Origin of the sequence: Mucilaginibacter pankratovii (assembly GCF_014773265.1) — a bacterium.
In the GTDB taxonomy this organism is placed as follows: Bacteria; Bacteroidota; Bacteroidia; order Sphingobacteriales; family Sphingobacteriaceae; genus Mucilaginibacter; species Mucilaginibacter pankratovii.
Genome location: NZ_JACWMY010000014.1, coordinates 113,834 through 138,440, shown reverse-complemented (window position 1 = coordinate 138,440; position 24,607 = coordinate 113,834). Strand labels below are relative to the sequence as shown.

The 24,607-nt window shown below is 47.3% G+C and carries 11 protein-coding genes; 7 read left to right on the top strand and 4 right to left on the bottom strand.

The genetic code is table 11. The features are described 5' to 3' along the window. Window positions 1–108 precede the first annotated feature (108 nt). The 3 genes from IDJ77_RS23600 to IDJ77_RS23590 all read left to right on the top strand — a co-directional run bounded on the left by IDJ77_RS23600 (window position 109) and on the right by IDJ77_RS23590 (window position 6,341). On the top strand, window positions 109–3,363 hold the full coding sequence (locus IDJ77_RS23600; protein WP_317174368.1) for a VCBS repeat-containing protein: 3,255 nt from the start codon (window positions 109–111) through the stop codon (window positions 3,361–3,363). Then, window positions 3,363–4,697: a vanadium-dependent haloperoxidase gene (locus IDJ77_RS23595; protein WP_191191446.1), complete on the top strand. Its 1,335-nt coding sequence runs from the start codon at window positions 3,363–3,365 to the stop codon at window positions 4,695–4,697. Before IDJ77_RS23600 ends, IDJ77_RS23595 begins: the two co-directional genes overlap by 1 nt. Before the next feature lie 84 nt (window positions 4,698–4,781). Next, window positions 4,782–6,341 carry an FG-GAP repeat domain-containing protein gene (locus IDJ77_RS23590; protein ID WP_191191445.1) on the top strand — a complete coding sequence of 520 codons (1,560 nt, stop codon included), beginning with the start codon at window positions 4,782–4,784 and terminating at the stop codon, window positions 6,339–6,341. A gap of 194 nt (window positions 6,342–6,535) precedes the next feature. Here IDJ77_RS23590 and IDJ77_RS23585 read toward each other — a convergent pair whose 3' ends face one another. After that, on the bottom strand, window positions 6,536–9,202 hold the full coding sequence (locus IDJ77_RS23585; protein ID WP_191191444.1) for a glycoside hydrolase family 2 protein: 2,667 nt from the start codon (window positions 9,200–9,202) through the stop codon (window positions 6,536–6,538). Between the two features lie 433 nt (window positions 9,203–9,635). On the opposite strand from IDJ77_RS23585, the gene IDJ77_RS23580 reads away from it, so the two are divergent. From IDJ77_RS23580 to IDJ77_RS23565, 4 genes are all read left to right on the top strand, one after another. Further along, window positions 9,636–10,748, top strand: a complete 1,113-nt coding sequence (locus IDJ77_RS23580; RefSeq protein ID WP_191191443.1) for a FecR family protein — start codon at window positions 9,636–9,638, stop codon at window positions 10,746–10,748. A 133-nt stretch (window positions 10,749–10,881) separates the two neighbouring features. Then, complete coding sequence (locus IDJ77_RS23575; protein WP_191191442.1) at window positions 10,882–13,044, top strand: glycoside hydrolase family 3 N-terminal domain-containing protein; 2,163 nt, start codon at window positions 10,882–10,884, stop codon at window positions 13,042–13,044. 380 nt (window positions 13,045–13,424) lie between these two features. Next, window positions 13,425–16,865 carry a SusC/RagA family TonB-linked outer membrane protein gene (locus IDJ77_RS23570; RefSeq protein WP_191191441.1) on the top strand — a complete coding sequence of 1,147 codons (3,441 nt, stop codon included), beginning with the start codon at window positions 13,425–13,427 and terminating at the stop codon, window positions 16,863–16,865. Window positions 16,866–16,872: 7 nt separating this feature from the next. Further along, entirely contained in the window at window positions 16,873–18,372 is a 1,500-nt protein-coding gene (locus IDJ77_RS23565; protein WP_191191440.1) for a SusD/RagB family nutrient-binding outer membrane lipoprotein, read from the top strand. A gap of 13 nt (window positions 18,373–18,385) precedes the next feature. On the opposite strand, the gene IDJ77_RS23560 is transcribed toward IDJ77_RS23565, so the two are convergent. From IDJ77_RS23560 to IDJ77_RS23550, 3 genes are all read right to left on the bottom strand, one after another. Then, window positions 18,386–19,459 carry a sialidase family protein gene (locus IDJ77_RS23560; protein WP_191191439.1) on the bottom strand — a complete coding sequence of 358 codons (1,074 nt, stop codon included), beginning with the start codon at window positions 19,457–19,459 and terminating at the stop codon, window positions 18,386–18,388. Window positions 19,460–19,526: 67 nt separating this feature from the next. Then, window positions 19,527–21,281: a hypothetical protein gene (locus tag IDJ77_RS23555; protein WP_191191438.1), complete on the bottom strand. Its 1,755-nt coding sequence runs from the start codon at window positions 21,279–21,281 to the stop codon at window positions 19,527–19,529. Between the two features lie 6 nt (window positions 21,282–21,287). Beyond that, window positions 21,288–24,542: a glycosyl hydrolase gene (locus IDJ77_RS23550; RefSeq protein WP_191191437.1), complete on the bottom strand. Its 3,255-nt coding sequence runs from the start codon at window positions 24,540–24,542 to the stop codon at window positions 21,288–21,290. Window positions 24,543–24,607 lie beyond the last annotated feature (65 nt).

Here is a 24,607-nt window from a genome sequence, read left to right as displayed (position 1 = left end):
ATAGCAATCGCTATTTTTATATTTCCCGTAATTAATAAATAACCCCCTGTTTAAATGCGTTACTGTTTCTTCGGTATTATCAAAAAGAGCTTCCTTTTAACATTAAGTGTGCTCGCAATACCCTGCATTGTTCAGCAAGTACAAGCCCAGCAAACGCTATTTAATTTATTACCCGCCGCGCAAACCGGCATTACCTTCCGTAACGATCTTAAAGAAGACGAGCGCCTCAACGTGCTCTCCTACGAATACCTGTACAATGGCGGCGGTGTTGCCGTTGGCGATATTAACAACGATGGCCTGCAAGATCTGCTGTTCACCAGCAACATGGGCCAAAACAAACTGTACCTTAACCTGGGCGGTTTAAAATTTAAAGACATTACCAGCGAAGCCGCATCTGGCCTCGCCGGCAGGGCCGGTGGCTGGAAAACCGGCGCAACCATGGCCGATGTAAACGGCGATGGCTTACTGGATATTTACATCTGCTACTCGGGCCTCGGCGAAAATGATATACGCCGCAACCAGCTTTTCATCAACAAAGGCAAAAATAAATTTATTGAGAAAGCCAAAGAGTATGGCCTTGATGACCCCGGCTACAGCACACAAGCTGCATTTTTTGATTACAACAACGATGGTAAGCTGGATATGTTCCTGCTGAACCATAACGTTAAAAAGATAAATAATATTGAACTGGCGCAGGCTAAAAACCAAACCGACGAACTGGCGAGCAATAAGTTGTTTGAGAACCAGGGTGGCCATTTTGCAGATGTATCTAAAAAAGTGGGCATCATCCAAAACCCACTCACCTTTGGGCTTGGGCTGGCTATTGCCGATATTAACAAAGACGGCCTGTTGGATATTTACGTAACCAACGATTATAACGAACCAGATTATATATACCTGAACAACGGCGACGGCACTTTTAGCGAGCAATCGCAAAAGATGCTGAGGCATATGTCGCAATTCTCGATGGGGGTTGATATTGCCGATATTAATAACGACGGACTGCCGGATATTATCACACTGGACATGCTACCGCCGGATAATCGCAGGCAAAAGCTGCTGCAACTGCAGGAGAATTACGAAACCTTTGAGCTGATGCTAAACCAGGGCCTGTACAAACAATACATGCGCAATATGCTGCAGCTGAACAACGGCGATGGTACCTTCAGCGAGATTGGCCAACTGGCGGGCGTCTCCAATACCGATTGGAGCTGGTGCCCGCTTATTGCCGATTTCGATAACGACGGCTATAAAGATATTTTCATCTCCAACGGCTACCTGCGCGATTATACCAACAAGGATTTTCTGCGCTACTGGGGTGATTATAAAATGAAGAAGGCGATGGACAGGGAGCCCACTCTGCTGATGGACCTGGTGCAGGCCATGCCATCTACCACCCTATCCAACTACATTTATAAAAACAACCACAACCTCACCTTTACCGATAAAAAGCAGGATTGGGGTATCACCAATCCCGGCATTTCCAGCGGCTCGGCCTATGCCGACCTGGATAATGACGGCGATTTGGATATCATTACCAACAACATCAACAACGTAGCGTCTATCTTCAAAAACACCAGCAGGGATGCGGCTAACAGCAATTACCTGGCTGTAAATTTGGCAACTGATGCTGGCAAGGTGGTTACAACGGGTGCCCGGGTTTATGTTTATACCGGCAAAGCCATGCAATACGAGGAGCTTAACCCAAGCAGGGGGTACCTGTCCTGTGTATCCACTGTACTAAATTTTGGCTTGGGCGATGCAAAAGCTGTCGATTCGGTAAAAGTGATATGGCCGGGCAACCAAACACAGGTGCTTACCAATGTTAAGGCCAATCAAAGGCTCAATTTAGCTTACAGCGACGCCGTTAAAGGTGGAAATGCCGCTACCTCAACGATGCAGAAACAAACATTCAGCAAAGTAAAAGCACCTGTAGAATACACCAATGTAGCAAACACCATCAACGATTTTAAGCGCCAGCCTCTGATGCTATTCATGGCGTCTAAAACTGCGCCGGTAATAGCCAAAGCTGATGTAAATAAAGATGGGCTCGAAGATCTTTTTATCGGTGGCAGTGAAGGTACCGCGGGCAAGCTATACCTGCAAACGGCAGGCGGTAGCTGGTTGGCAAAAGATATTGCCGACTTGAATGCAGAGAACACCTCGGCGGCAGCATTTTTTGATGCAAATGGCGATGGCGCGCCCGACCTGTACATCGCCAAAGGCGGCTACGCATTATTAGAACCCGGATCGAACGAATTACAGGATAAACTTTATTTAAACGACGGCAAGGGCAACTTTACCTTTAGCAGCACCGCATTGCCGGTATTGAATGCCAGCAGTAAATCGTGCATCCGCCCCTGCGATTATAATAACGATGGCAAAACAGATCTGTTTATTGGCGGCCGTATTGTGCCGGGCCAATATCCCGCAGCACCACGCAGTTATCTGCTGGAAAATAATGGCGACGGCACTTTTACTACTATCCCCGCACCTTTTAACAAAGCAGGCATGGTTACCGATGCACAATGGGCCGACTTGAATGGTGATGGCCGCAAGGACCTGGTGCTCTGCGGCGAAATGATGCCTATACTGGTTTACATTAACACAAAAACCGGTTTTGAAGATAAAACCGCCGGGTACTTTGACAAACCTCAAAGCGGCTTTTGGAATAGCATCGCCCTGACTGATGTTGACGGCGACGGCAAACCGGACATTGCTGCCGGCAACCTGGGCACAAACACGCAGATACAAACCAAAGACAACCAACCCGCCGAACTTTACTATGCCGATTTCGACAATAATGGTTCGATAGACCCCTTCCTGAACTTTTATGTACAGGGTGTAAGTTACCCATTTGTAAGCCGCGATGAGCTGAACGATCAGATCTTCCCGATGCGCCGCAAGTTCAGATCGTACAAGGATTATTGCGATGCCACTATGGCGCAGATCTTTTCACCGGAGGAATTAGCGAAAGCCACCAAACTAACTGCAGCAAACGTTGAAACTACCTTGTTTTTAAACCGCAGCGGCAAATTTGTAAAAGCTGAATTACCGGTAGAGGCGCAATTCTCCGCCGTATCGCAGATCCTTACAAGCGACTTTAACCACGATGGCAAACCCGATTTGCTGCTGTTTGGCAACCACATGGATAACCGCTTAAAGTTGGGCAGTTTTGATGCCAACTATGGCTGCCTGCTTGTTGGTGATGGCAAGGGTGGCTTTACTTACCAGGCGCAACCAGCATCGGGCCTATGCGTAGATGGGGATGTAAAATCGGCATCCGAACTCAAAATAAATGGGGTTAAATACCTGATGCTGGGCGTAAGCAACCAGGCCTTACAATTTTACAGGGAAAACTAATGATCAAAAAAACATACTTACTGCTTTCTTTTATCTGGATAGCACAATGCGCCCGGGCGCAACAGGCAAAAGCGCCCGATTACCTGGCGCTGGATAAGGCCATTAATTCGGTATCGGCAGTGATGATACACGATGTAGTGAACCCGCCCGCCGCGGCGCGCTACTACAATTACTTTATGATCGGCCCCTATAACCTTGTGGCATTAAATAATAAGGATATTGTGCCGATTGGCAACTTCATCAAAAGCTATACCCAGGATAACACCATCAGCCTCGCACCCGGGCAATACAATTACAAAATAGCCGCTGTATACTGCATCCTCGAAACGGGTAAACTCATGCTCCCCTCGGGTTATATGCTGCAGGATGATGAAGACAAGTATATCGCGCTGCTCAAAAAAAACAACATCAGCGACGATACCATCAAAGCATCCGTTGCCGCGGCCGCCGAAATGACTGCCAAAGTAATTGCTTTTAGCCGCGGCGACAACTATAACCGCCTGAGCGGAAAGCTGCGCTACACGCCTCTTAAGGGTGGCAAAAACTGGTACCCTACCCCTCCTATGTACATGGAAGCGGTAGAACCAAACTGGAAAACCGTGAGGCCTATGATGATAGATTCATCCAAACAGTTTATACCTGCCAGGCCCGCGCCATTCAGCACCGATACCACCAGCGAGTTTTACAAGCAGGCTTATGATGTGTACAAGATCTCGCATCATCCCTCTACCGAGCAGGTTAACATCGCTTCCTTTTGGGATTGTAACCCCTTTGCGGTTACCACCTCGGGCCATATGGCCATCGGCTTTAAAAAGATAAGCCCGGGCGGCCACTGGATGAATATCGCAGGCATCGTAACAAAAAAAGCCAACTTAAGCTTTGATGCATCGGTACAGGTACTGGTATTGGAGGGCATTACCCTGATGGACGCCTTTATCAGCTGCTGGGACGAGAAATACCGCAGCAACGGCATCCGCCCCGAAACTTACATCACCCGCTACATCGATAACAAGTGGGCGCCCTTTTTACAAACTCCGCCCTTCCCCGAATACCCGAGCGGGCATGCGGTATTGTCCAATGCTTCGGCAACGGTGCTCTCCTACCTGCTGGGCGATCACTTTGAATACACCGATGATTCGGAGATCCCGTATGGTGTAGGCCCGCGCAGCTTTAAATCATTTATTCAGGCTGCCGAAGAGGCATCGGTTTCCAGATTTTATGGCGGCATCCATTTTAGGGATGCTATAGAAAACGGCAACACGCAGGGCCGCCAGGTAGGTGCCGATATTGTTAAAAAGCTAAAGGCAGCTAAAGTGCAGCCGCTGATAAAATAAAATTGCTATAATTAATCGTGATATATTTATTACGAAGCATCCGTTGCCGCAGTAGACACGTATTTGTAATAAATACACGCGTTTATGGGATGGAGGGGATGTGTTTTAGCCGTATGTTTTTCTTTTACTTTATTCGTTACCCTCAACTCCTTTACCGCAAAATCCACCAAAAATATTCCGGCTATTGATGACGGCCACGAGCTTTTTATCCGCTATTGCGGCCTTTGCCACATGCAGCCCGATCCGCAAAGCCTTACCAAAGAGATCTGGAAAAACCACGTGCTGCCTATTATGGCCAGCCGCATGGGTGTTATCTACCCGGGTTATGATCCGCTTCGGGGCTTATCTGATGAGGAAAGAGCAATCGTAAAAAAGAACAATATCATTCCCGATAATCCCATCATTGCTAAAGAAGATTGGGACAAAATAGAAAAATACATCATCAGCGTAGCCCCCGATAGCATTCCATACGATGAAAAACGAATTGGCCGCAGCGCACCGCTCAGCCAGTTTGTGCGCAAGAACATCCAGATAGACGAGCAATCTCCATCCATGATCACCGAGCTTAAATACAACACTGCTACTAAAACGCTGTGGATAAGCAATTTTTACAACAAGATCATCAATTGGCAATACGATAAAGGCATCACCAAAACCTATAACATTAGCGGCCCGGTGGTTGATTTTAACTTCTACAAAAACCAAACCTACCTTACCGAAATTGGCAAGCTCTATCCTACCGAACTAAGCAACGGCAGCTACACCCGGCTCAATAATGAAATCGAAGCGCCCGTTTTAAGCAACCTCCACCGTCCCGTACACACCGAAATTGAGGACCTTAATGGAGACGGTATCCCCGAAATAGTGGTTTGCAACTTCGGCAATAAAACAGGTTCTCTATCGCTGTTTAAAAAGGCGAAGCCGGGCAGTGCATACAAAGAGGATGTATTGTTACCAGTGCCGGGCGCGGTAATGTGTTTTGTAAAAGATATGGATGGCGACGGTAAAAAAGACATCATTGCTCTATTTTCGCAGGGCGATGAGAGCGTTTATATCTTTTACCAGAAAGAGAACCTGAAGTTTAAAGGCAAGCGGATCCTGCGTTTCCCGCCAAACTATGGCACTACGGATATGGTGCTGACCGATTACAACCAAGATGGACTTACCGATATCATCACCGTGCAAGGCGACAACGCCGACTACTCCAACATCCTGAAACCCTACCACGGCCTGCGGCTGCATATTAACCAGGGGAACGGTAATTTTAAGGAGAAATTCTTTTACCCCATTTATGGCGTAACCAAATTAGTGGCCGAGGATTTTGATAACGATGGCGATATAGACCTGGCCGCGTCCTCCTTCTTCCCCGATTACGGCCGGTTGGTAAACGAGTCGTTCATCTACCTCGAAAATACCGATAGTAAAACCTACAGCTTTAAATCGTACACCATCGATGGCGGCCTGCCCATCAAATCCCTAACATTAGAAAAAGCCGACGTAGACGGTGACGGTGATGTAGACATTATCTTAGGCAACTTTGCCCAAACGCCAGGTGCCGTACCCCAATACCTCGATGAGCATTGGAAAAGCGCGCAATACGGCTTGATATTGTTGGAGAACCAATTGCATCAGCCGAAGAAATAACACGTATTGGGACAGTTCGCATATGATGCGCCGTCAGGTGCTACAGCTTTGTAGCTTATATTGTAAACAAAAAAAAATGCGCCGTAGGTGCTACCCACAACATCCTTTGCGATGGATAGCACCTACGGCGCACAAAAAAATTATCGTCTGTTTCTACAAAGCGCTTGCACCTAACGGCGCATTTTGTTTTCTATTTAGTTACCAACGGTTATAAACCTCTCCGCCGTATTCCATCCGCTGATGCTTACTTGCGGCGCAGGGGCGTTTTTAACAGGCGTATAATCTATCACCACCCTCTTCACTTCGCCCGGTAAAACCGAAACGTAGTTATCGCTATAAAATGCCGGCAAGATCCGCTCTTTTGTACCCGCATCCACTACCGATAAACGGTTGAAGAACGCCAGAGGCGCACTGTTACTGTTGGTTAAGGTTACCTCTATTTTACCGTTCTGCAAGGATTTGGCACTTGCTGTTAATTGGGCCTTATCCATTTTCTGTAAACCCGTGTAATCGCCTTTTTCGTTAGGCATCCAGTAAATATTCTGGCTCAGCGGTGTTTTATCTTCAGCTAAAAGCTCCAGCACCACAAACGCGCCATCTTCCCTGGCCGCAGCATCAATGTTTTTTTTGATCGATAAATATCGCTTGGTAGCAGCTGCCGTCACATCCACAAAAACCTGCGTTATCAGGGTTTCCTTGCCGGCCATATCATACATTTTCGCAATCAGCATCATATTGGTTTTTGGGCTAAAAGTATTATTGGCCACCATCACCATACCATCGGTTGGGTTGTACATTACGTGCAGCGGGGCGCTGCCGTTATGCAGGCCGTAAAGGCAGGCGTTGGGGTCGAGGTAGTAATCATACATCTGCCCGCGCATGGCCGTCCATGGGTTTTGGGTTTTCCAAATGATGGTACCGGTGTACCAATCCCACATGTGCGAGCTAAAGCCCTCCATCAAAGCGCGGTATTGCTCGTAATTTACCAGCTGTGCCTTGTTGGCAAAATCTTCGGCATCTTTCACCTTCCCGTATTTAATTATTGAGCCGTCGTAACCAATGTATTTATGATAATCCCAAACCGGGTCCGTTTTGGTTTTGCCCGTCGCTTCATCATAAACAGGCGGCACCATGCTTTCCTTCGGGATAAATCTTTTCAGCGATGTATAATCGCTTACCCCTACCGAGCCTACTTCCGAATTAAAAGGGAAGGTCCGCTCGTTCCAGAACACCGTTAGCGGCTGTATACCATAAGGCCCGTCGCCATTGCCGCCATTCACATTGCGCGACATGTTCTCCGAGTTGGAATACTCAATAAACCAGCGGGTGTTATCCAGCGCGGGCATAATGGTATCGCGCAGCGCTTTCAGGATATCTTCGGGCGGCGTAATTTCGTTACCGCCGCACCACATCGCCAACGATGGGTAATTGCGGATCAGTTTCACCTGATCTTTGATAGATTCCAGGTACAGATCGTGGTCTTCGGGGTATTTGCGGCGGGTCCATTGGTCTTCCAGTTTCATGGGATCCAGCCAGCGGCCATTACAATCGCCCGATCCCCACATATCCTGAAAAACCAGCATTCCGTATTTGTCACAAGCTTCATAAAACTCGGGGCGTTCTATTAACGCACCGCCCCACACCCTGATCAGGTTCAGGTTCATATCACGGTGAAAACGTACCTCGGCGTCATAACGGGCATCTGTAAAGCGCAGCATCTCGTCGGATATGATCCAATTGCCGCCTTTTATAAACACCTTTTGCCCGTTTATATTAACCTGGCGGCTTTCGGTGCGGCTGTTCCACTCGGTGGTCAGCTGCCTTACGCCAACCGAAATATTTTCCTCGTCGGATACCTTATCGCCATCGGCAACAAACTGCAGTTTTAATTTATATAGGTTTTGCGGGCCATAGCCATTTGGCCACCATAGTTTTGGGTTAGCCAGGGTGTAATCATCCAGCTTAATTTCTTGTACAGAATTTGGTTTAAGCGTAACTTTCTTTATTATCTTTTTACCATCCAATATATATTGCAGCGTGCCGCTAACCGGCAAGGCTGTGGCGTTTTGCAATTCGGTACTTACCTTAATAACGGCAGGCTGCTGCGCACCTTCAGGCTGGCGAACGCCGGGCACCAGCGTAATTACATGAGGGTCTTTTATCTTCACCGCGCCTGTGGTTTGTATGGTTACCTTATCCCATATGCCGGTATTGCGGTCGCGCACGGGTTGGATCCAGTCCCAGCCGGCGGTGTATTGGATGCCTACATTTTTGGCAATAGTGCCATCGCCGCCCTGTCCGCCGTTGGCATTGCCCACCACGTCGGGCGGGTATACGATCACCGCAAGCCTGTTATCGCCACCGGCGGTAAGCCATTTGGTGATATTAAAGCTGCGGCGCATAAACATGCCCTTATTGAGTTGATTGTTAAGCTTGCGCCCGTTCAAAAACACATCAAAGCTGTAGTTTACACCTCTAAAGTTGAGGTAAACCTGTTTGCCTTTGGCTGCTGCCTGTTTAAAATCCTTCACAAACCAATAGGTGTAGTAATCGCGCCCTGTTTTGTAGATATCTGGGATCTGCTCGTTATTCATCCCGTAAAACGGGTCGGGCATTTGCTTATTGGCTACCAGGCTGGTTAACACTGTCCCGGGTACGGTGGCCGGCATCCAGCTGGCGGTGCTGTACACTGGGCTTGATAGGACTGTTCCCTGTTCTTTCACTTTGGCGATCGGGGCGCATTTCCAACCGGAATTTAATTCATAACTATTCTGCGCTTTAGACGGAACTGCCATTAAAACAGCATTTAACAACAATATCGAAATAAGCGCGGCCTTGTTAACGGTAAAAGTTTTGATCATTTTTTTGAAGTATGTTATGTGGACCTGAAAGTACCGGCGTTTTGCAAAGCGTTTGCCCGGGTGAGTTAGCGATACCGCTTGTTACAAAAAGCGCTTTGTACCCTAATGACAACGATTGCGTGCTTTTTGCCTACATGTAAATTGAATACTTTTTTAACATTTTCACGTATATTTTAATATTTAGTGTAACCGAGTGCTAAAAATCAACGTCTTATAACTAAATTGGCACTGTAAATGCCCGTTTTAAAATGTTTTAACTAAAAAAACATATGAAGGCCGGCGGATTAAACCTAAGTGTAATAAATTTTAAAAATAGTAGCAAAATATAGTGGTGGATAAACCCATGATTTTGGTTGCGTACATTTTTTTAAAAAATTTGTAAGTAATTTCAATCAAATGTTGTCCTATGTAAAAAGTGCGGGTTATTATAAAGATGGGCAACGATAAATTTATTGAACTGGTTTCAAAACACCTTACAAATGATATTACGCCGGCGGAAAGCGCCGAGCTTAAGCACCTCATTACCTATTTCCCCGCCTATAAGCAACAATTTGATGACCTGGGTATGTACTGGGATCATACCGACAACGAGTACACTGATGATGCTATAGCTTTCCAGAAAATACAGGATAAAATAAAAAAACTGGAGGATAAAGGCGAAAGCGAACCCGAAGATAGCGTCATCATTCTTCCCATTGCCCCATCCCCTAAACGCATATTCCGCCTTTGGCCTGCCGCCGCCGCCGCGATAGTTTTAGTAGCTGCCGGGCTTTACCTTTTAAACATTTTTGTTTTTTCGGCTAATGATTCGCCTGAAATATCAACCGCGGGCTGGCAGCAAAAAGTAACAGCCAAGGGCGCAAAATCAATCCTTACCTTGTCGGATGGTACGCGTATCACCCTCAATTCGCAAAGCACACTAAAATACCCCGCTAACTTTAGCGGCGATACCAGGGAAGTTACTTTAAGCGGAGAGGCTTATTTTGATGTGAAAAAAGATAAGGAACACCCTTTTATCATCCATACCGATAAAATGAATGTAAGGGTGCTGGGCACTACCTTCAACGTAAGATCGTACCCGCGCGATACCGTTAGCGAAACCACCCTGATCAATGGCGCCATTGAGGTTACTTTAAAAGACCGGCCTGCCGACCGGATCATCCTGAAACCAAACGAAAAACTCATTGTAAAGAATGACAATGCCGGTGATTCAAAAAAACTGCCGGACGCGGTTAACGCAGGTGGTACGCCGGGAGCGCAGTACGTACTCACTACATTAAATTACATTGGCGGGAAAGATAGTTCCGTATCAGAAACCTCCTGGATACACAACCGCTTCTCGTTTGAGAACGATAGCTTTGCTGTACTTGCCGAAAAGATGGAGCGCTGGTATGGCGTGGATATACAGTTTAAAAACAACAAAGCCAGGCAATACAATTTTAGCGGTGTTTTTGAGAACGATACCATAGAACAGGCATTGAACGCCCTGCGCGATATCGAAAAATTCGACTACAAGATATCGGGTTCTACCATTTATATATATTAGATATCTCAATACACCCGCTTAGTTTCTAAACAGCGGTGTCATAAAATTGAAATCGTAGCCCCCCGCTTATGTTTTCACATACTGGTAAGGCTAACCACAATACACCCAAACCGGCAAATTTTACTTTTACTAAATGAAATTATCTATCTCTTTTTTACTTGCAGTTACAGTATTCACAGTAGTGGCTAATACCTCGCTTGCACAGCAGGCACCCGCGTATTTAAACCCAAAGCTAAAAGACGAAGAGCGCGTTAAAGACCTTTTGGGCAGGCTAACTCTTACAGAGAAGGCTATGTTATTAGGTTACCGCAACCAACCGGTAGAGCGCCTCAACATCCCGGCCTATAACTGGTGGAACGAGGGGCTGCATGGCGTAGCACGCGCCGGCGAATCAACCGTTTTTCCGCAGGCTATAGCTATGGCGGCAACGTTTAACCCGCAATTGGTAAAACAAATAGGAGATGTAATTTCAACCGAAGCACGGGCTAAGTACAACCTGGCCGTTGCCAATAATAACCATGGGCAATATGTAGGGCTAACCTACTGGTCGCCAAACATTAATATCTTCCGCGATCCGCGCTGGGGCCGTGGCCAGGAAACCTACGGGGAGGACCCATTTTTAACCGGCCAGATAGGCCTGGCTTATGTACACGGTATGCAGGGCAGCATTCCGGGTCAGTTTAAAATAGCGGCAACGGCAAAACATTTTGTGGCCCACAGCGGCCCCGAAAACACCCGCGATTACTTTAATTCGGTAGTGAGCGAGCAGGACCTGCGGAACACTTACCTGTACGCTTTTCATAAATTGGTTAGCGGAGGTGTGTCCAGCGTTATGACGGCTTATAACAGTGTTAACGGCATCCCCACTTCGGTAAATAACAACTTGTTGCAAAACATCCTGCGGAAAGAATGGGGCTTTAAAGGTTACATCGTTACCGATTGCGGCGCGCTGGATGATGTTTACCTCACACATAAATACCTCAAAACACGCACCGAAGCGGCAGCAGCCGGCGTCAAAGCCGGGCTTAATTTAGATTGCTCGGGCGTGTTACAATCTGATGTAGAAGAAGCTGTAAAACAAAAGATGATCAGCACCAAAGACGTAGACCAGGCTTTAACCCCGGTGCTGTTAACACAAATAAAACTGGGTTTTTACAATGACCCGAAGCTTTCCCCATACTACAATTTTGGTGCGGATAGCATTCACAACCAGGCTCATATCAGCCTTGCACGTGCCGCCGCGCAGCAAAGCATGGTGTTGCTGGAGAACAAAAACAATGTGCTGCCTTTAAAAAAAGAAGCTTACAAAAGCATTATGGTTTTAGGCCCCAACGCGGCTTCGCTTGATGCGCTGGTGGGCAGTTATCACGGACTTAACGCCAATATGGTAAACTTTGTGGAAGGGATCTCTGCTGCGGTAGATAAAGGTACCCGGGTAGAATATGACCTGGGCGCGGGCCAAACCGATACTACCCATTTTGGCGGCATCTGGGCTGCCGGCAATGCCGACCTGACCATTGCCGTAATAGGCCTTACCCCGCTTGATGAGGGCGAAGCAGGCGATGCCTTCCTTTCGGCTGCAGGCGGCGATAAAAAAAACTTAAACTTACCGGCAAGCCATATCGCCTTTATGAAGGCCTTGCGCAAGGATGTTAAAAAACCCATTATAGCTGTGGTAACGGCGGGCAGCGATGTTGATATTGCCGCTATTGCCCCGTATGCCGATGCCGTTATTTTGGCCTGGTATCCCGGCGAACAGGGCGGCAATGCCCTTGCCGACCTGATATACGGCAAGGTAGCCCCATCCGGCAGGCTGCCGTTAACCTTCTATAATTCGATAAAAGACCTGCCCGAATTTGGCGATTACAGCATGAAAGGCCGCACTTATCGGTACTACACCGGCAAAGTACAATACCCTTTTGGCTACGGGCTTAATTACACAACTTTTACTTACGAAGCCAAAAGCAAGGTAAAAGCCGAATACAAACTGGGCGATACCATCGAAGTGGCCTGCAACATCGGTAACACCGGCAAAGCCATGGGTATCGAAACCGCGCAGGCGTATATTGTTTACCCGGCCAATGATAATTTACCCGTACAGGAACTAAAAGCCTTTGATAAGCTTACCCTTGATGCGGCAGAAAGTAAGACAACTGCACTGAAGATCCCGGTGGCCGAACTGCAAAAATGGGATGCCGAAAAACATAAACTTAAATTATTCCCCGGTACTTATACGCTTAAAGTTGGGCGCGACGCAGCCGATAAAGCCATTGAGCAGCAATTCGTTATTAAATAGCGAATTGCCTCAATAAAAAACCCAGGTTATTTGTATTGCTAAGATTATTGATTTATCTTAATTGGCTTTAAGAGAGGGCATACTTTATAGGTATTATGGCAGTTTTTTGGAGAAAAAACCGGGGACTCCTCCCCGGTTATCAACCAATCAATTCTCTGATGAACAATTTAACCCTCTCATCAAATACTATACGTACGGAAGTTGCCCTCCGGTATAAGAACAATTTTAACGGCTTAATTGCCTACAACAAATCGAAAAAGAATTAAATTAATTAAAGATCAATATCCATAATAACATTTGGCGAGCAGTTATTACCATAAACACGTATACCACCCCTTCAGCGTAAAATTGCGAAAGCAAGCTATTGAACGACCGTTGATATGAAACTGAAAATTCTTTTCATAGTTGTCATAAACGTCCTGGCAATTCTGCCTGCGCTTGCCCAAAATAAAATATCACTAAATTTAAAAAATGCTGATTTTAAGAAGGTTTTAAAAGCGGTTGAAAAGCAAAGCGACTACCACTTTGTTTACAGCGAGCATAAAATACCTGCTGATAAGAAAGTAACTATTAATGTTCAAAACGTAGAGGTTACCAGTATTTTGGACGAGGTGTTTGCCAACACCGGCTATACCTATAAAAAACTGGCCAATAACTTAATTGTGATAGTGCCTGCCGGCGAGCAGATCAATTCAGGCAAGGCCATAGGGCAGGTAGTGGACGAGAACGACAAGCCCTTGCCCGGTGCCAGCATCCAGATAAAAAACTCATCGTTCACCACTATTACCGATAACAATGGTGATTTTACGCTGGTTGCCCCCGATAATTCCACACTGGTAATTACCTATGTGGGTTACAACACTATGGAGGTACCCTACAACGAAACGGAGATCTTAACCATCAGGATGTCGCCCAATGACAAGGCACTCAACGAAGTGGTTGTCACCGCGCTCGGTTTAAACAAAGAAGAAAGACGGCTTGGTTACTCTGTGAGTCAATTAAGCGGAAACGAAGTATCGGAAACCAGAGAGACCACTTTTATCAACGCGCTTGCAGGCAAGGTGGCGGGGCTAACCGTACAATCGCCACACAACGGGCCGGGAGGGTCGTCCCGCATTATTCTCCGGGGGTATTCGTCGTTCTCGGGATCAAACCAGCCACTATATGTTGTTGATGGGGTACCTATCAACAGCAATACAAAAGAAAATACTGATGAACCCCTAAAGATCTTCGGCGGCAGCGACCCGGGCGACGGCTTGTCTTCCATCAATCCAGACGATATTGAATCGATCAGTATCCTGAAAGGAGCCTCGGCCGCGGCGCTTTATGGCGGCGGCGCCCAGGGCGGTGTTATACTCATCAGCACAAAAAAAGGGCTAAAAAGCCCGGGCGTAGGCATAGCTTTTAACAGCAACACCGTTATGGAGAAAATGGTGCCTTATGATGGTTTTCAGTACGAATACGGCCGCGGAAACAACGGAAAACTTTATACCGCAGCTGATAACATCAGCAACAGCAATTATTTAACGGGCCAATCATGGGGTGTTAAGTTTGCGGGGCAGCAAGCCCTGGGAGCCGATGGGAAAATTGAACCCTACCGGCCCCAAACCGTTTCGGAGCGTTTTAATATATTGTTCCAAACCGGGATAACCACAACCAACAGCCTCGCGTTCACAAAAACAACCGATAACAATAGTTTTAGGGTGTCGTTATCGCAAACTAAAAACAATACGCCTATACCAGGCTCGGGTTATGAACGCTATAACGGGGTGCTGCGTTTTATACAGGATTTTGGCAGTAAGATACATACCGATTTTAAGGTAGACCTATCTAAAACCCTGCGCTTAAATGCCCCCTTGTTGCGGGGCGACGACCGGGGCTCGTTTTCCAAATACTTCGTCCGATCAGACAATGTTACCGATATTGATTTTCTGAACCAGAAAGATGCCAATGGCAATTACCTGTATGTATATACCAACCCCTACATACAGCTTCAAAAGGTGATCAACAACCAAACGCAAAACCGGGTTTTAACCGCCGCCAATATCACGTACGATATCTCAAAGCATTTTCATTTTAACCTCATCGGCGGGCTGGATTATGTAGGTACCGATGGGCTTTTTGTGAACTTCCCTAATAATAAAAATGGTAGCGGTACTATTACCAACAGCACCATTACCCAGCGCCGCAGCGATGTGCGGGCGCTGTTGAATTACGACCGTACCTTCACCGATTTTAGCGTGAGCGCCTTTGCCGGTACCGAGTTTCAGCGATCAACCTTTAGTTCTTTAAACATTACGGGCACGGGCCTTACCGACCCAACCTCCACCAACATCAATAACACTACCATCGGTTTGCCTGTACAGGTATCTACCCCCCGCTCAAAAACAAACGCCATTTTTGGCGCAACCCAGTTAGGCTATAAAAACCTGCTCTTTTTAGAGGTAACCGCCCGTAACGATTGGTACTCGGCGCTCTCCTCTACCCGCCCGGGCTTTGTAAACCATATTTTTTACCCATCGGCCAATCTGAGTTATATTTTTTCGGACGCGTTCAGGATAAACCCTAAAGTACTTTCGTTTGGTAAACTGCGCGTGTCTGTAGGCCAAACCGGCAGCAACCCCAACCCCAACCAAACCGACCTGACCTTTAAATTTACCGAAACCGTAAATAACATACCGGGGCAGCAAATAAGCAATACCTCGCTGCCGCCTTCATCCTTAAGGCCCGAAACCACTACCGAGACGGAAATAGGTACCGAGCTTAAATTTTTTAAAGACCTGTTCTATTTGGATGTGGCCTGGTACAACAAAAAATCGAAGAATTTTTTGCTGCCCGTAACCCTACCTACTGCCACCGGTTTTAATTCCACCTACCAAAACGCAGGTTCGATGATCAACCGCGGGCTCGAGATCCTGCTGAACGGAACGGCTATAAAAACAAAAGATTTCTCGTGGAATATTATCGTCACCTATGCTAAAAACAATAATAAGGTAACCGCTTTAAGCGATGCGCTTGGCACTAACGGCGTTGCATTTTATTATACCATAAAAGCCAAAGCTGGTTACCCGCTGGGGTCGATATTCGGCACGCCGCTGCGCAGGGATGCAAACGGGAATTTGCTTTACAAAGCCGTAAGCACCGACGGCAGCAACGTAAAAACAGCGGTTGTTATAGATAAAGGCGCGCTATCTTACGACGCAAATGGCAACCCGGTAAGAAATACCGCTGGCGCCCTGGTTGTTGATAATGAAACTTACCTGGGCAACATAAACCCCGATTGGTCGGGCGGCATCACCAACACTTTCCGCTACAAAAATTTCAGGTTCAGCTTTTTGATAGACGGGCAATTTGGCGGGAAGATCTTTGAAGACGGAGCCAGGTGGGCGGCGTTTTTTGGAAACTCAAAGGCCACCCTGCTTGGCCGCGATGGCAGCTACATACCACAAGGCATGGTAAACACAGGCACGGATGCAGCGCCTGTTTATGTAAAAAACACCATGCCTTACAGCCCTTATCAGCAATACAACGCGTTTGCCTCACTGGCCAACTATGCCGATGAGATGTCGGTGTTCAGCCGTACTTTTATCAAATTCAGGCAGGTATCGCTGGGTTACACGCTGCCAAAAAAGTTATTGAGCGCAACGCCTGCCAAAAGCGCCACTTTCTCGTTAATAGCACGTAATTTGTTCTTTATCAGGAAAGACCTCCCTATATTCGACCCGGAATCGTCCGACAGTATTGGCAATGGTTATGGATATGATACCGGCGGCCTGCCCGGCAGCCGTACCTTTGGTTTTAATTTAAGCGTAAGTTTTTAATATCGGGATGAAGTACACACGGCCAAAATTACTCTTACTCCTGCTGATGGCATTAACGCCGTTGGCCTGTACGAAGAATTTTGCCGAATATAACCTTAATCCCGATGGCGTAACTACCCCGCAGCCAGCCTACATGTTTTCTGATGCGCTGGTGAAAACCTCCGGGCTTGATATGGAGCCCCGCACAAATTACTGCCACGCTTTTATGCAATACGGCTATAACGATTTTTGGTCGGGCACAAGCTATACGCTGTCTGATGATATTGCACGGCGTTACTGGAACAACTTTTACATCCCCGTATTGCAAAACCTGGAGTTTATCATGCCGCTATTAAAAGCAAATACCGGTATGGTTACCACCTACGCCGCGGCGCGTATCTGGCGTGTATTTATCTATCAAAAATTGACCGATTATTATGGAGATATCCCTTACAGCCAGGCTGGCAAAGCATTAGAGAGCGGCATTTTTACGCCGGCATATGATAAGCAGCAACTTATTTACGCCGATCTCATCAGCGAATTGAGGGCATCCATTACACTGCTCAGCAACAACGCGCCCGAAGCCGTACAGGGCGACCAGTTTTATAGCGGCAGCACCGAGCGCTGGAAAAAACTCGCCGCATCTTTATTGCTTAGAATGGGGATGCGCTTTATCAAGGTAGATCCACCGCAGGCCGAGGCGCTGGTTAGAGAAGCACATGGTTATGGTGTAATGGCATCCAACTCGGATATGCCGGTATTAAAGCATAACATCAACGCGCCAAACGGCTACGCGTTCAATCTTGCCGATCAGCACTTCTTTTTACACAAAACCCTAATAGACCATATGCGCGCAAGCGGCGATCCAAGGCTAAAAATATACGGCGGGGTTTATGATAAAGAGGCCTTTTTAGGAGGAGTTATTACTTCATCAGATACTTCCAAATTCAACGGCTATAGTTTTAACGCAGCCGACCCTTCGCCCAATACCCGAGTAAACTATGCCGTATATCAGCCAAAGGACACGCCTTTCTTTGATTTTCAGTATGCCGAGGTGGAGTTTTTGTTAGCCGAGGCCATCCTGCGGGGTTTTATTACAGGCGATGCCGATATGCACTACCAGGCAGGTATTACCGCGCACATGCAATCCTTAGCTATGCTGCCCACCGCGCCATCTATAAGTAATGCACAGATCGCCGATTACCTGGCCAAAAACCCGATGGTGGACGTAAAAAATCCAACAACAGAACGGTCGATAGAGCGCATCAATACCGAGTTTTGGGTAGCCGGTTTTATTTCTGATGCGGATGAAGTTTACGCTAACTGGCGCCGTACGGGGTACCCAAAACTGATCCCAAATCCAAATACCATAACCGGGAACAGCAATTCGCCGGGCGTTATCCCACGGAAGATCCCCTACCCACAGGTGGAGTTTACACTGAACAACGCCAATGTTACCAGCGCGCTCTCGGCGTACGGCGGCATGAACGATTTTAATGAAAAGGCCCGTGTTTGGTGGGATAAGTAAGCGGTAATTAGATTTATACGCCCTCCTTTAATACCACATGCTTGATATTTTTACGGTTGAAGGTGTAGGTGATATGTATCAGCCCGTCTTTTGTTTGAATGATGGCGGGGTAACTGTACTCTTCTTTGGTCCCATCCTCTAAAACGGCTATATCATTCCAGGTTTTACCATCGGCAGAACAGGCAACACGCAGCTTGCCGCGCCCGTTGAACCAATCTTTACCAGGGACATCCGGGTTATATACGATCAGTTGTCTCCCGCTTTTAAGCGTTACGGCATCTGTGCCCGAGTTTGGGTTTAACAGCGTGGTTGCCGAAAGCGCGCTCCAGCTTTTCCCTTTATCGTATGACCATGCCTGCACCACCTTGCCTTGCTTGCTACGGCATAAGATCTGCAGGTTGCCATTTTTGTATTTGAGGATGCTCGGTTGTATCACATCAAACTTACCCGCGGTATCCACGGGTATAGCTGTCCAGGAATTACCCAGATCTGTTGATCTTTCGATATGTACCTTCCACCTGCCGTCGTTTTCTTCTGTACTTGATGGGGATAAGATGCTGCCATCGGCCAACTGTACGGGTTTGTTTTTGATCGGCCCGAGGATTCCGTTAGGCAAGCGCTTGCTTTCAGACCAGGTTGCCCCATCATCGCCAGATGTTTTCATCATTCCCCACCAATCCCTTGGGTTGGGCCCAACTTTATAAAAAAGGAACAGCTTGCCCCTTTTGGTTTGAAACAGCACCGGGTTCCAGGTTGGGAAACGGGTGGCACTATCGATAACGCCATCGGCCACCATCTTTGGTTCGGTTTTTCCGTTTGCGCCGCTAAGGGTAGTCAACCATATAGAAACATCGGGCCTGCTTTCTGCCGAGCCGCCAAAACAGGCCATCAGCAACTCCCCTTTTTTTGTTTCAACAATTGTGGAAGCATGGCATTGCTCAAACGGCGGGTTACTAAATACCAATTCCTTCTTAACCTTTTGCCAGGGCGTTTGCGCCCATACGCTGTTGAACACTGGCAGCAAGGCACAAAGCACCAGGTATTTGGGGTTGACATAAGCAGGGATGATGGTGTTTCGTGATCTCATTTAAACAATTCGAATTTCAGCTTTACTCCCCTGCCGGGGAAACTTCTGCTTTTTTCTTCAAGAATAACTAATATCCGTCAGAAAAATTCAACGTCAGGCTATTTGCTGAGGGTTTAATACGGAAAATTCCTTTACCTGTTAATTCAGAAAAGCTACCATTGGGTGTATGGATGCGGTAATCGAGTTCCTGGAACCGGCAACTGATATCAGAGTTGCCGATGGCCAGGAAAGGCAAACTTGCTTTTGCAGCTACGTTAAGATCCAGGAACCAGTTGCCGCCCGCTTTACCCGTGGTGGTTATGCTTAGATTCTTTTCATCCAGGTTTATTATTAGTGTGCCCTTGCCGGATTTCAGCGGCCAGGCAATACGCAACTTACCCGGCAAGGGGTTGCTGATCTTAGGGTTACCGCCGGTTAAGGGGACAACCACACCGTTTTCAATAGTTTTAAAGCTTAAGCCGGCTATATCGTCGGCGGTGCTCCATAAATAACCATCCACAAAGGGCAGGGTGTAAAAGGCGCAAACGTTGGTTTCTACCTTTTTGGTGAGGTAGGCCGATGGCAGTTTCTCATTAAACAAATGGATATCCCTGAAACGCAGGGTGCCTTTTTCCCAAAGTAGGTTGGCGCGATAAAAGCGGCTGTTAAACCACACGGTTTTGCGGTCGCTGGTGCCGATATCCTCATTAACGGTTACCGATGTGGCAGGCGTGGTTTTATAATGCTTACGAAACCAGGTCCCCGATTCTACCAGCGTTTCTACCTTTACTTTTTTCTCATCCCTTAATTTTGCTATCAGCGGCATCTGGATCTCAAAGCCTTTGGCCATAGCATCCCAGGTAAAGGAGTTTTCCTGCCCGGCCTGGGTGTATCCAAATTCCATCGGCTCGCCATCTACCAGTTGTTTAAAAAACCAGTTCACCCATTCGGCGCTGCCGCCGGCTTTTGGATAAACGGGTTCGAGGGTTATTACGCCCTGCCAGGTGGTTCCAAAGCCGGTATCGTACTGCCTCATTGGGTCGCTCCCCAGCATCCGGAATATCGGCACCGGGATCTGGTTCTTCTCGTTCTGCGCCGGCATATAGGAATTTACTTTGCTTGGATAATAGGCCTGGTTCCAATAGCCACCCCAAAGGGTATAGCCATCGGTACCATATTGGTCCTTACAATTACTGGATGCTACGATGTGGTATTTCTCGTACAAATAATTCAACGTATGCTCATCTATAAACCAGGAGCCGACCGATTTGGGATAGTAGCCGAAGATGGTTTTAAAATCCTGCATATAAACATCGGCCAGCTTTTCCCTTTCTTCGGGCGTGTAACCTGTAGAGAAACCGATGTTGGCGTGCCAGTCCCAGGGGTAGCGGCCGCGCCATTTTAGGCCCGCTTTCTCTACCATGGGCTGGGGAATTTCCCACCAGGCGCCAATTTCAAAACTATCGGCGGGCAGGCTTTTAAGCAGCTTTTGGTAACGGGCATCCATCAGTGCATCGTATTGCAGCAGAAACGTTCCGCGCAGCTTATACTTGTTCATGATCTCTACCTGTTTTACAACCGTTTGATACAATACATCTTCGGTTATTGCCGGGTCTCTCGGCTCCAGTAAACGGATAAAGTTTACAATATTAACTATACGCGGTTTTACCTTTGGTTTGGGTGTGATGCTAAACGAAGAAAGTATCGCGATAAACCCAATGCCTGCCAGTAAGCTTGCCGCAATTGCTTTTAATTTCATAGCTTTTTTCAATTTGTTGCCTTTTTGATAATGGTGAAATAACAGGAAAACCAATAGCGTTATAACGATCTGTACTTTGTTCATTCGTTGCTAATATTTTATCACATCAATTTTAACCGGCCCTAACAAGCCCGAAGATTGCAAGCCGCCTTTCGGATCGGGACCATAAATTACGGATGTTGGCCGCGTACCTGCGGGCATTAAACTATCGCCAACCAACCTGTTCACCCAATTATTCACCACCTTAATTTCGAGTTTATTTTCTCCCGGCTTAAGCGCTTTGGTAATATCAACCCGGTATGGCGGCGTCCAGGCTCCGCCCATTTCCCGCCCGTTAACAAAAACTTTGGCTATCGATCTGGCTACACCCAGGTCGATGATATAGTTAGCGCCTTTTTCCAGCGTGCCTGTTTTAAAAGCAGTACGGTAATAAGCCGTTCCCGAATAATATTTTATACTGTCGTTAGCGCTTTTGGCCCAATCTGTAAGTGTTTCGAATTTTACCGGCTGAGCCGGGCCGCGCATCGTTTTATCAAAACTCACCATCCAGGGTTGTGTAATGCTGATGGTATTTATCGCGTCCGGGTAGTTTGAACGGTTTGATTTAGCTGCCGACGCAGGTTTTCTGAAGATCACAAACGCGCTTTCCAAAGGCGCAAGCCGCATCGGCACCAGCGTCGTTTTTGCTGTTTGATGATACGAAGGCAGGTCTCGCACACTTCCGCTTATTGCATCCCAAAGCTCGGGACTTTTGCCCTTAACCCGGAACTCCGCATCAAATTTCACCGGGACATCTTTCTGGTTCGATACAAAATAAAGCTCTCCTTCTTTTAATTGCCTGTGGATAAATAATATATCATCGCTTTTTGCGGCTTTAAAATCGGCACCAACCTTAAGCATGCTTAAAGCCTCCTGCATGTCCATGCCGCTTATCACCATACCTTTACCATAGCGATTTACTTTTGTTGTTTTGCCATCGACGTTACCCCAAAGTTCAGTGGCCAGGCTTTGTACCGTTTTGTCTGCCGATGGATAATCGCTCAAACTCGGCGAGCGCAAAGGCCTCGGCCCTAAAACAACCGCGCCCTGCTTCACCAGGTCTTTTATTTTAGCCAGCAGTTCCGGGCGTATGGTCTCTAATTTTGGCAAAACAAGGATGCTGTAACTGATGCCATTTGGCAGGGTAAGCTTACCATTTTTTACAGTAAGTTTTTGTTTGATCACATCGCCGTTGATATAATCGAAGGAGTAGCCCAACGGCAATGCCGGGTCGGTAACGCCTATCATTTTGGGGGCGTCCTCGCCTATAAAATAGGCTGCATCTGCCACGTACTGCCCTTGCTGCAGCATCATATTGCAGCGTTTAAGGTATTTCAGCAGCACATCCATATCAAAAAACCAGGTGTTCAACCTGTTAAATTCTACGCCGAACCAGGCCGTTAAGCCCGGGGCGGCATGTACCTCCGGCTGCTGAATATATACATGCAGCAGGGTATTGTTTATACCCTCTGTAAAAAAGCGGTCGCCGCGTTTTTTAAACATGGCCGGGTAACGCCCAAAAGGTGCACCTGCGGCGGTGAACGATTCTGCCGAAACCTTAATCTTTCCATAAATATGTGCCGAAGACGAGGCCGCACGGTTCTCGATATCGCCGAGGTCACCCTCGCTCCAAAATTCGCCGCCTATCTCGTCCGATTGCCCGCCGTATTGTAAAAACTCGCCGGGATAACCCCAGTGCCCGTAATTTTCCAGCCAGGTGGTTAGGCCGTTTTTATGGCTGATCTCGCGCAAGCCACCCACATATTTATACGATACGTCATCGGCTATCAGCCTTCTCAGATCCCACAAAAAACGGTCGGACATGTCCTGGCTGCCAACAACCTTTCCCTGCAGCGTGGGCAGGTAGGGCGTCGGGTCGTATTGGTACGCTTGTTTAAATTCAGTTACCAGGTTATCCGTCCAGTTTTGGCTGCCGGTTTCGTAACTATCCTCCACCACTACCCGCCACGTTTTGCGGTCGGCCGCCGGGATGCGTTTTAAGATCTGGCCCATAAAAGCATTAAAGTGATCGGCAACATGCTCTTTGCTCATCTTATCTACCTCCAGTCCGCGGCCTTCGGGCGGTGCGGGAGCGTTGGTAACCGTGGTGGGTGCCATCCCGGTGCGCTCTATCACCCAGTTACCAGCGGGTACTTTCCAGTTAAGCGTGCCATCAGCAGCCATTGCGGATGATATATCCAACACCTTTGCCGGGTCGATGGCGTAGTTAGAAGTTTCGTTAGGTTGCGGCGCCCACTGGTAGGCCGTCCAAAAAGGGTGCGGCGTAGGCCACATTTTAGCCAGCGATTTCTCCATATAATTCTCCACCACCGGCACTGCCGACAACTTCAATTCCGTAAGCCCAGAATTTGACGTAACTTTTGTAAACACCACCCTAAAGCTTGTTGCAGTGGTAGCAGGGATAGAAATATTGGCGGGGCCGTAAGGCATAAAGCCTGTATTCAGCTCGGGGTTGGTACGATCAATGGAAAAATGCTTAACGGTTACGTAATCCGCATTCACTTTAGCCTGGATATCCCCTTCTAAATACACCGGCCTTTTAGTGGTATTTATCACCACGCTGCGTACTGTGTATGAGCCTTGTGTGCTTATGTCAACAGAAAATTGCTTGCCGCCTTTTAAAGCTACTCCCGTGGCATCGTTCCCATCAAATAAGTTAGCTAACGAATCTACCGCCGGAGCTGATGTGAACTTTGGTTTTAAAATACTGATATCGGCTGTGTAATCATCCGCTACCGGGTATGCAATTACCTTTACATCCTGGAAATTTTCCTTGGGCTTTATTAATTTTTGATTGAGCAATAAAGGTCCATTAACCATCACCTGCGAGGATGTTAAATAACGCATAGATTGCTGCGGTTTTACCCATGGCCCGCCGGATTGGCTCCAGCCGGGGCTGTTAAAGATGCCTATCTCGATATTTAACCTCGTAGCGGTTTTAAGCGCTGTATGCATAATATCCCACCATTCATCCGATAGCATCTTTACCTTACCGTACGGCACCTCATCCATTCCGATATTGCCGATGAAGGCCCGGTTTATGCCTACTTTCTTCATGGCCTCCAGGTCTTTAACTACACCTTCCTTTGAGATATTACCCGAGATCCAATACCAGTAAACACTGGTTTGTACCGAATCGGGAACGGTTATAAAACCGGTTTCGAGAGCTTTGAAATTTGACGAGTGGTACGGAGCGGCAGCAGGACGAGGCGCATTTTGGGCTTTTGATTGGGTTGTAAGCAAACAAAAGGGCAGCAAGTAAAAGCAGATGTGTTTTAACGACATTTAAGTTTATTATTTAAACCGGGCGAAATGGGGTTAATTGGCAATTAACGTGGCTAAGCTACCTA

What these genes read in the sequence shown, in the direction of transcription:
- IDJ77_RS23595 (WP_191191446.1), top strand. Translation starts at nt 3,363, where the DNA reads ATGATCAAAAAAACATACTTACTGCTTTCTTTTATCTGGATAGCACAA.
- IDJ77_RS23590 (WP_191191445.1), top strand. Translation starts at nt 4,782, where the DNA reads ATGGGATGGAGGGGATGTGTTTTAGCCGTATGTTTTTCTTTTACTTTA.
- IDJ77_RS23585 (WP_191191444.1), bottom strand. Translation starts at nt 9,202, where the DNA reads ATGATCAAAACTTTTACCGTTAACAAGGCCGCGCTTATTTCGATATTG.
- IDJ77_RS23580 (WP_191191443.1), top strand. Translation starts at nt 9,636, where the DNA reads ATGGGCAACGATAAATTTATTGAACTGGTTTCAAAACACCTTACAAAT.
- IDJ77_RS23575 (WP_191191442.1), top strand. Translation starts at nt 10,882, where the DNA reads ATGAAATTATCTATCTCTTTTTTACTTGCAGTTACAGTATTCACAGTA.
- IDJ77_RS23570 (WP_191191441.1), top strand. Translation starts at nt 13,425, where the DNA reads ATGAAACTGAAAATTCTTTTCATAGTTGTCATAAACGTCCTGGCAATT.
- IDJ77_RS23565 (WP_191191440.1), top strand. Translation starts at nt 16,873, where the DNA reads ATGAAGTACACACGGCCAAAATTACTCTTACTCCTGCTGATGGCATTA.
- IDJ77_RS23560 (WP_191191439.1), bottom strand. Translation starts at nt 19,459, where the DNA reads ATGAGATCACGAAACACCATCATCCCTGCTTATGTCAACCCCAAATAC.
- IDJ77_RS23555 (WP_191191438.1), bottom strand. Translation starts at nt 21,281, where the DNA reads ATGAACAAAGTACAGATCGTTATAACGCTATTGGTTTTCCTGTTATTT.
- IDJ77_RS23550 (WP_191191437.1), bottom strand. Translation starts at nt 24,542, where the DNA reads ATGTCGTTAAAACACATCTGCTTTTACTTGCTGCCCTTTTGTTTGCTT.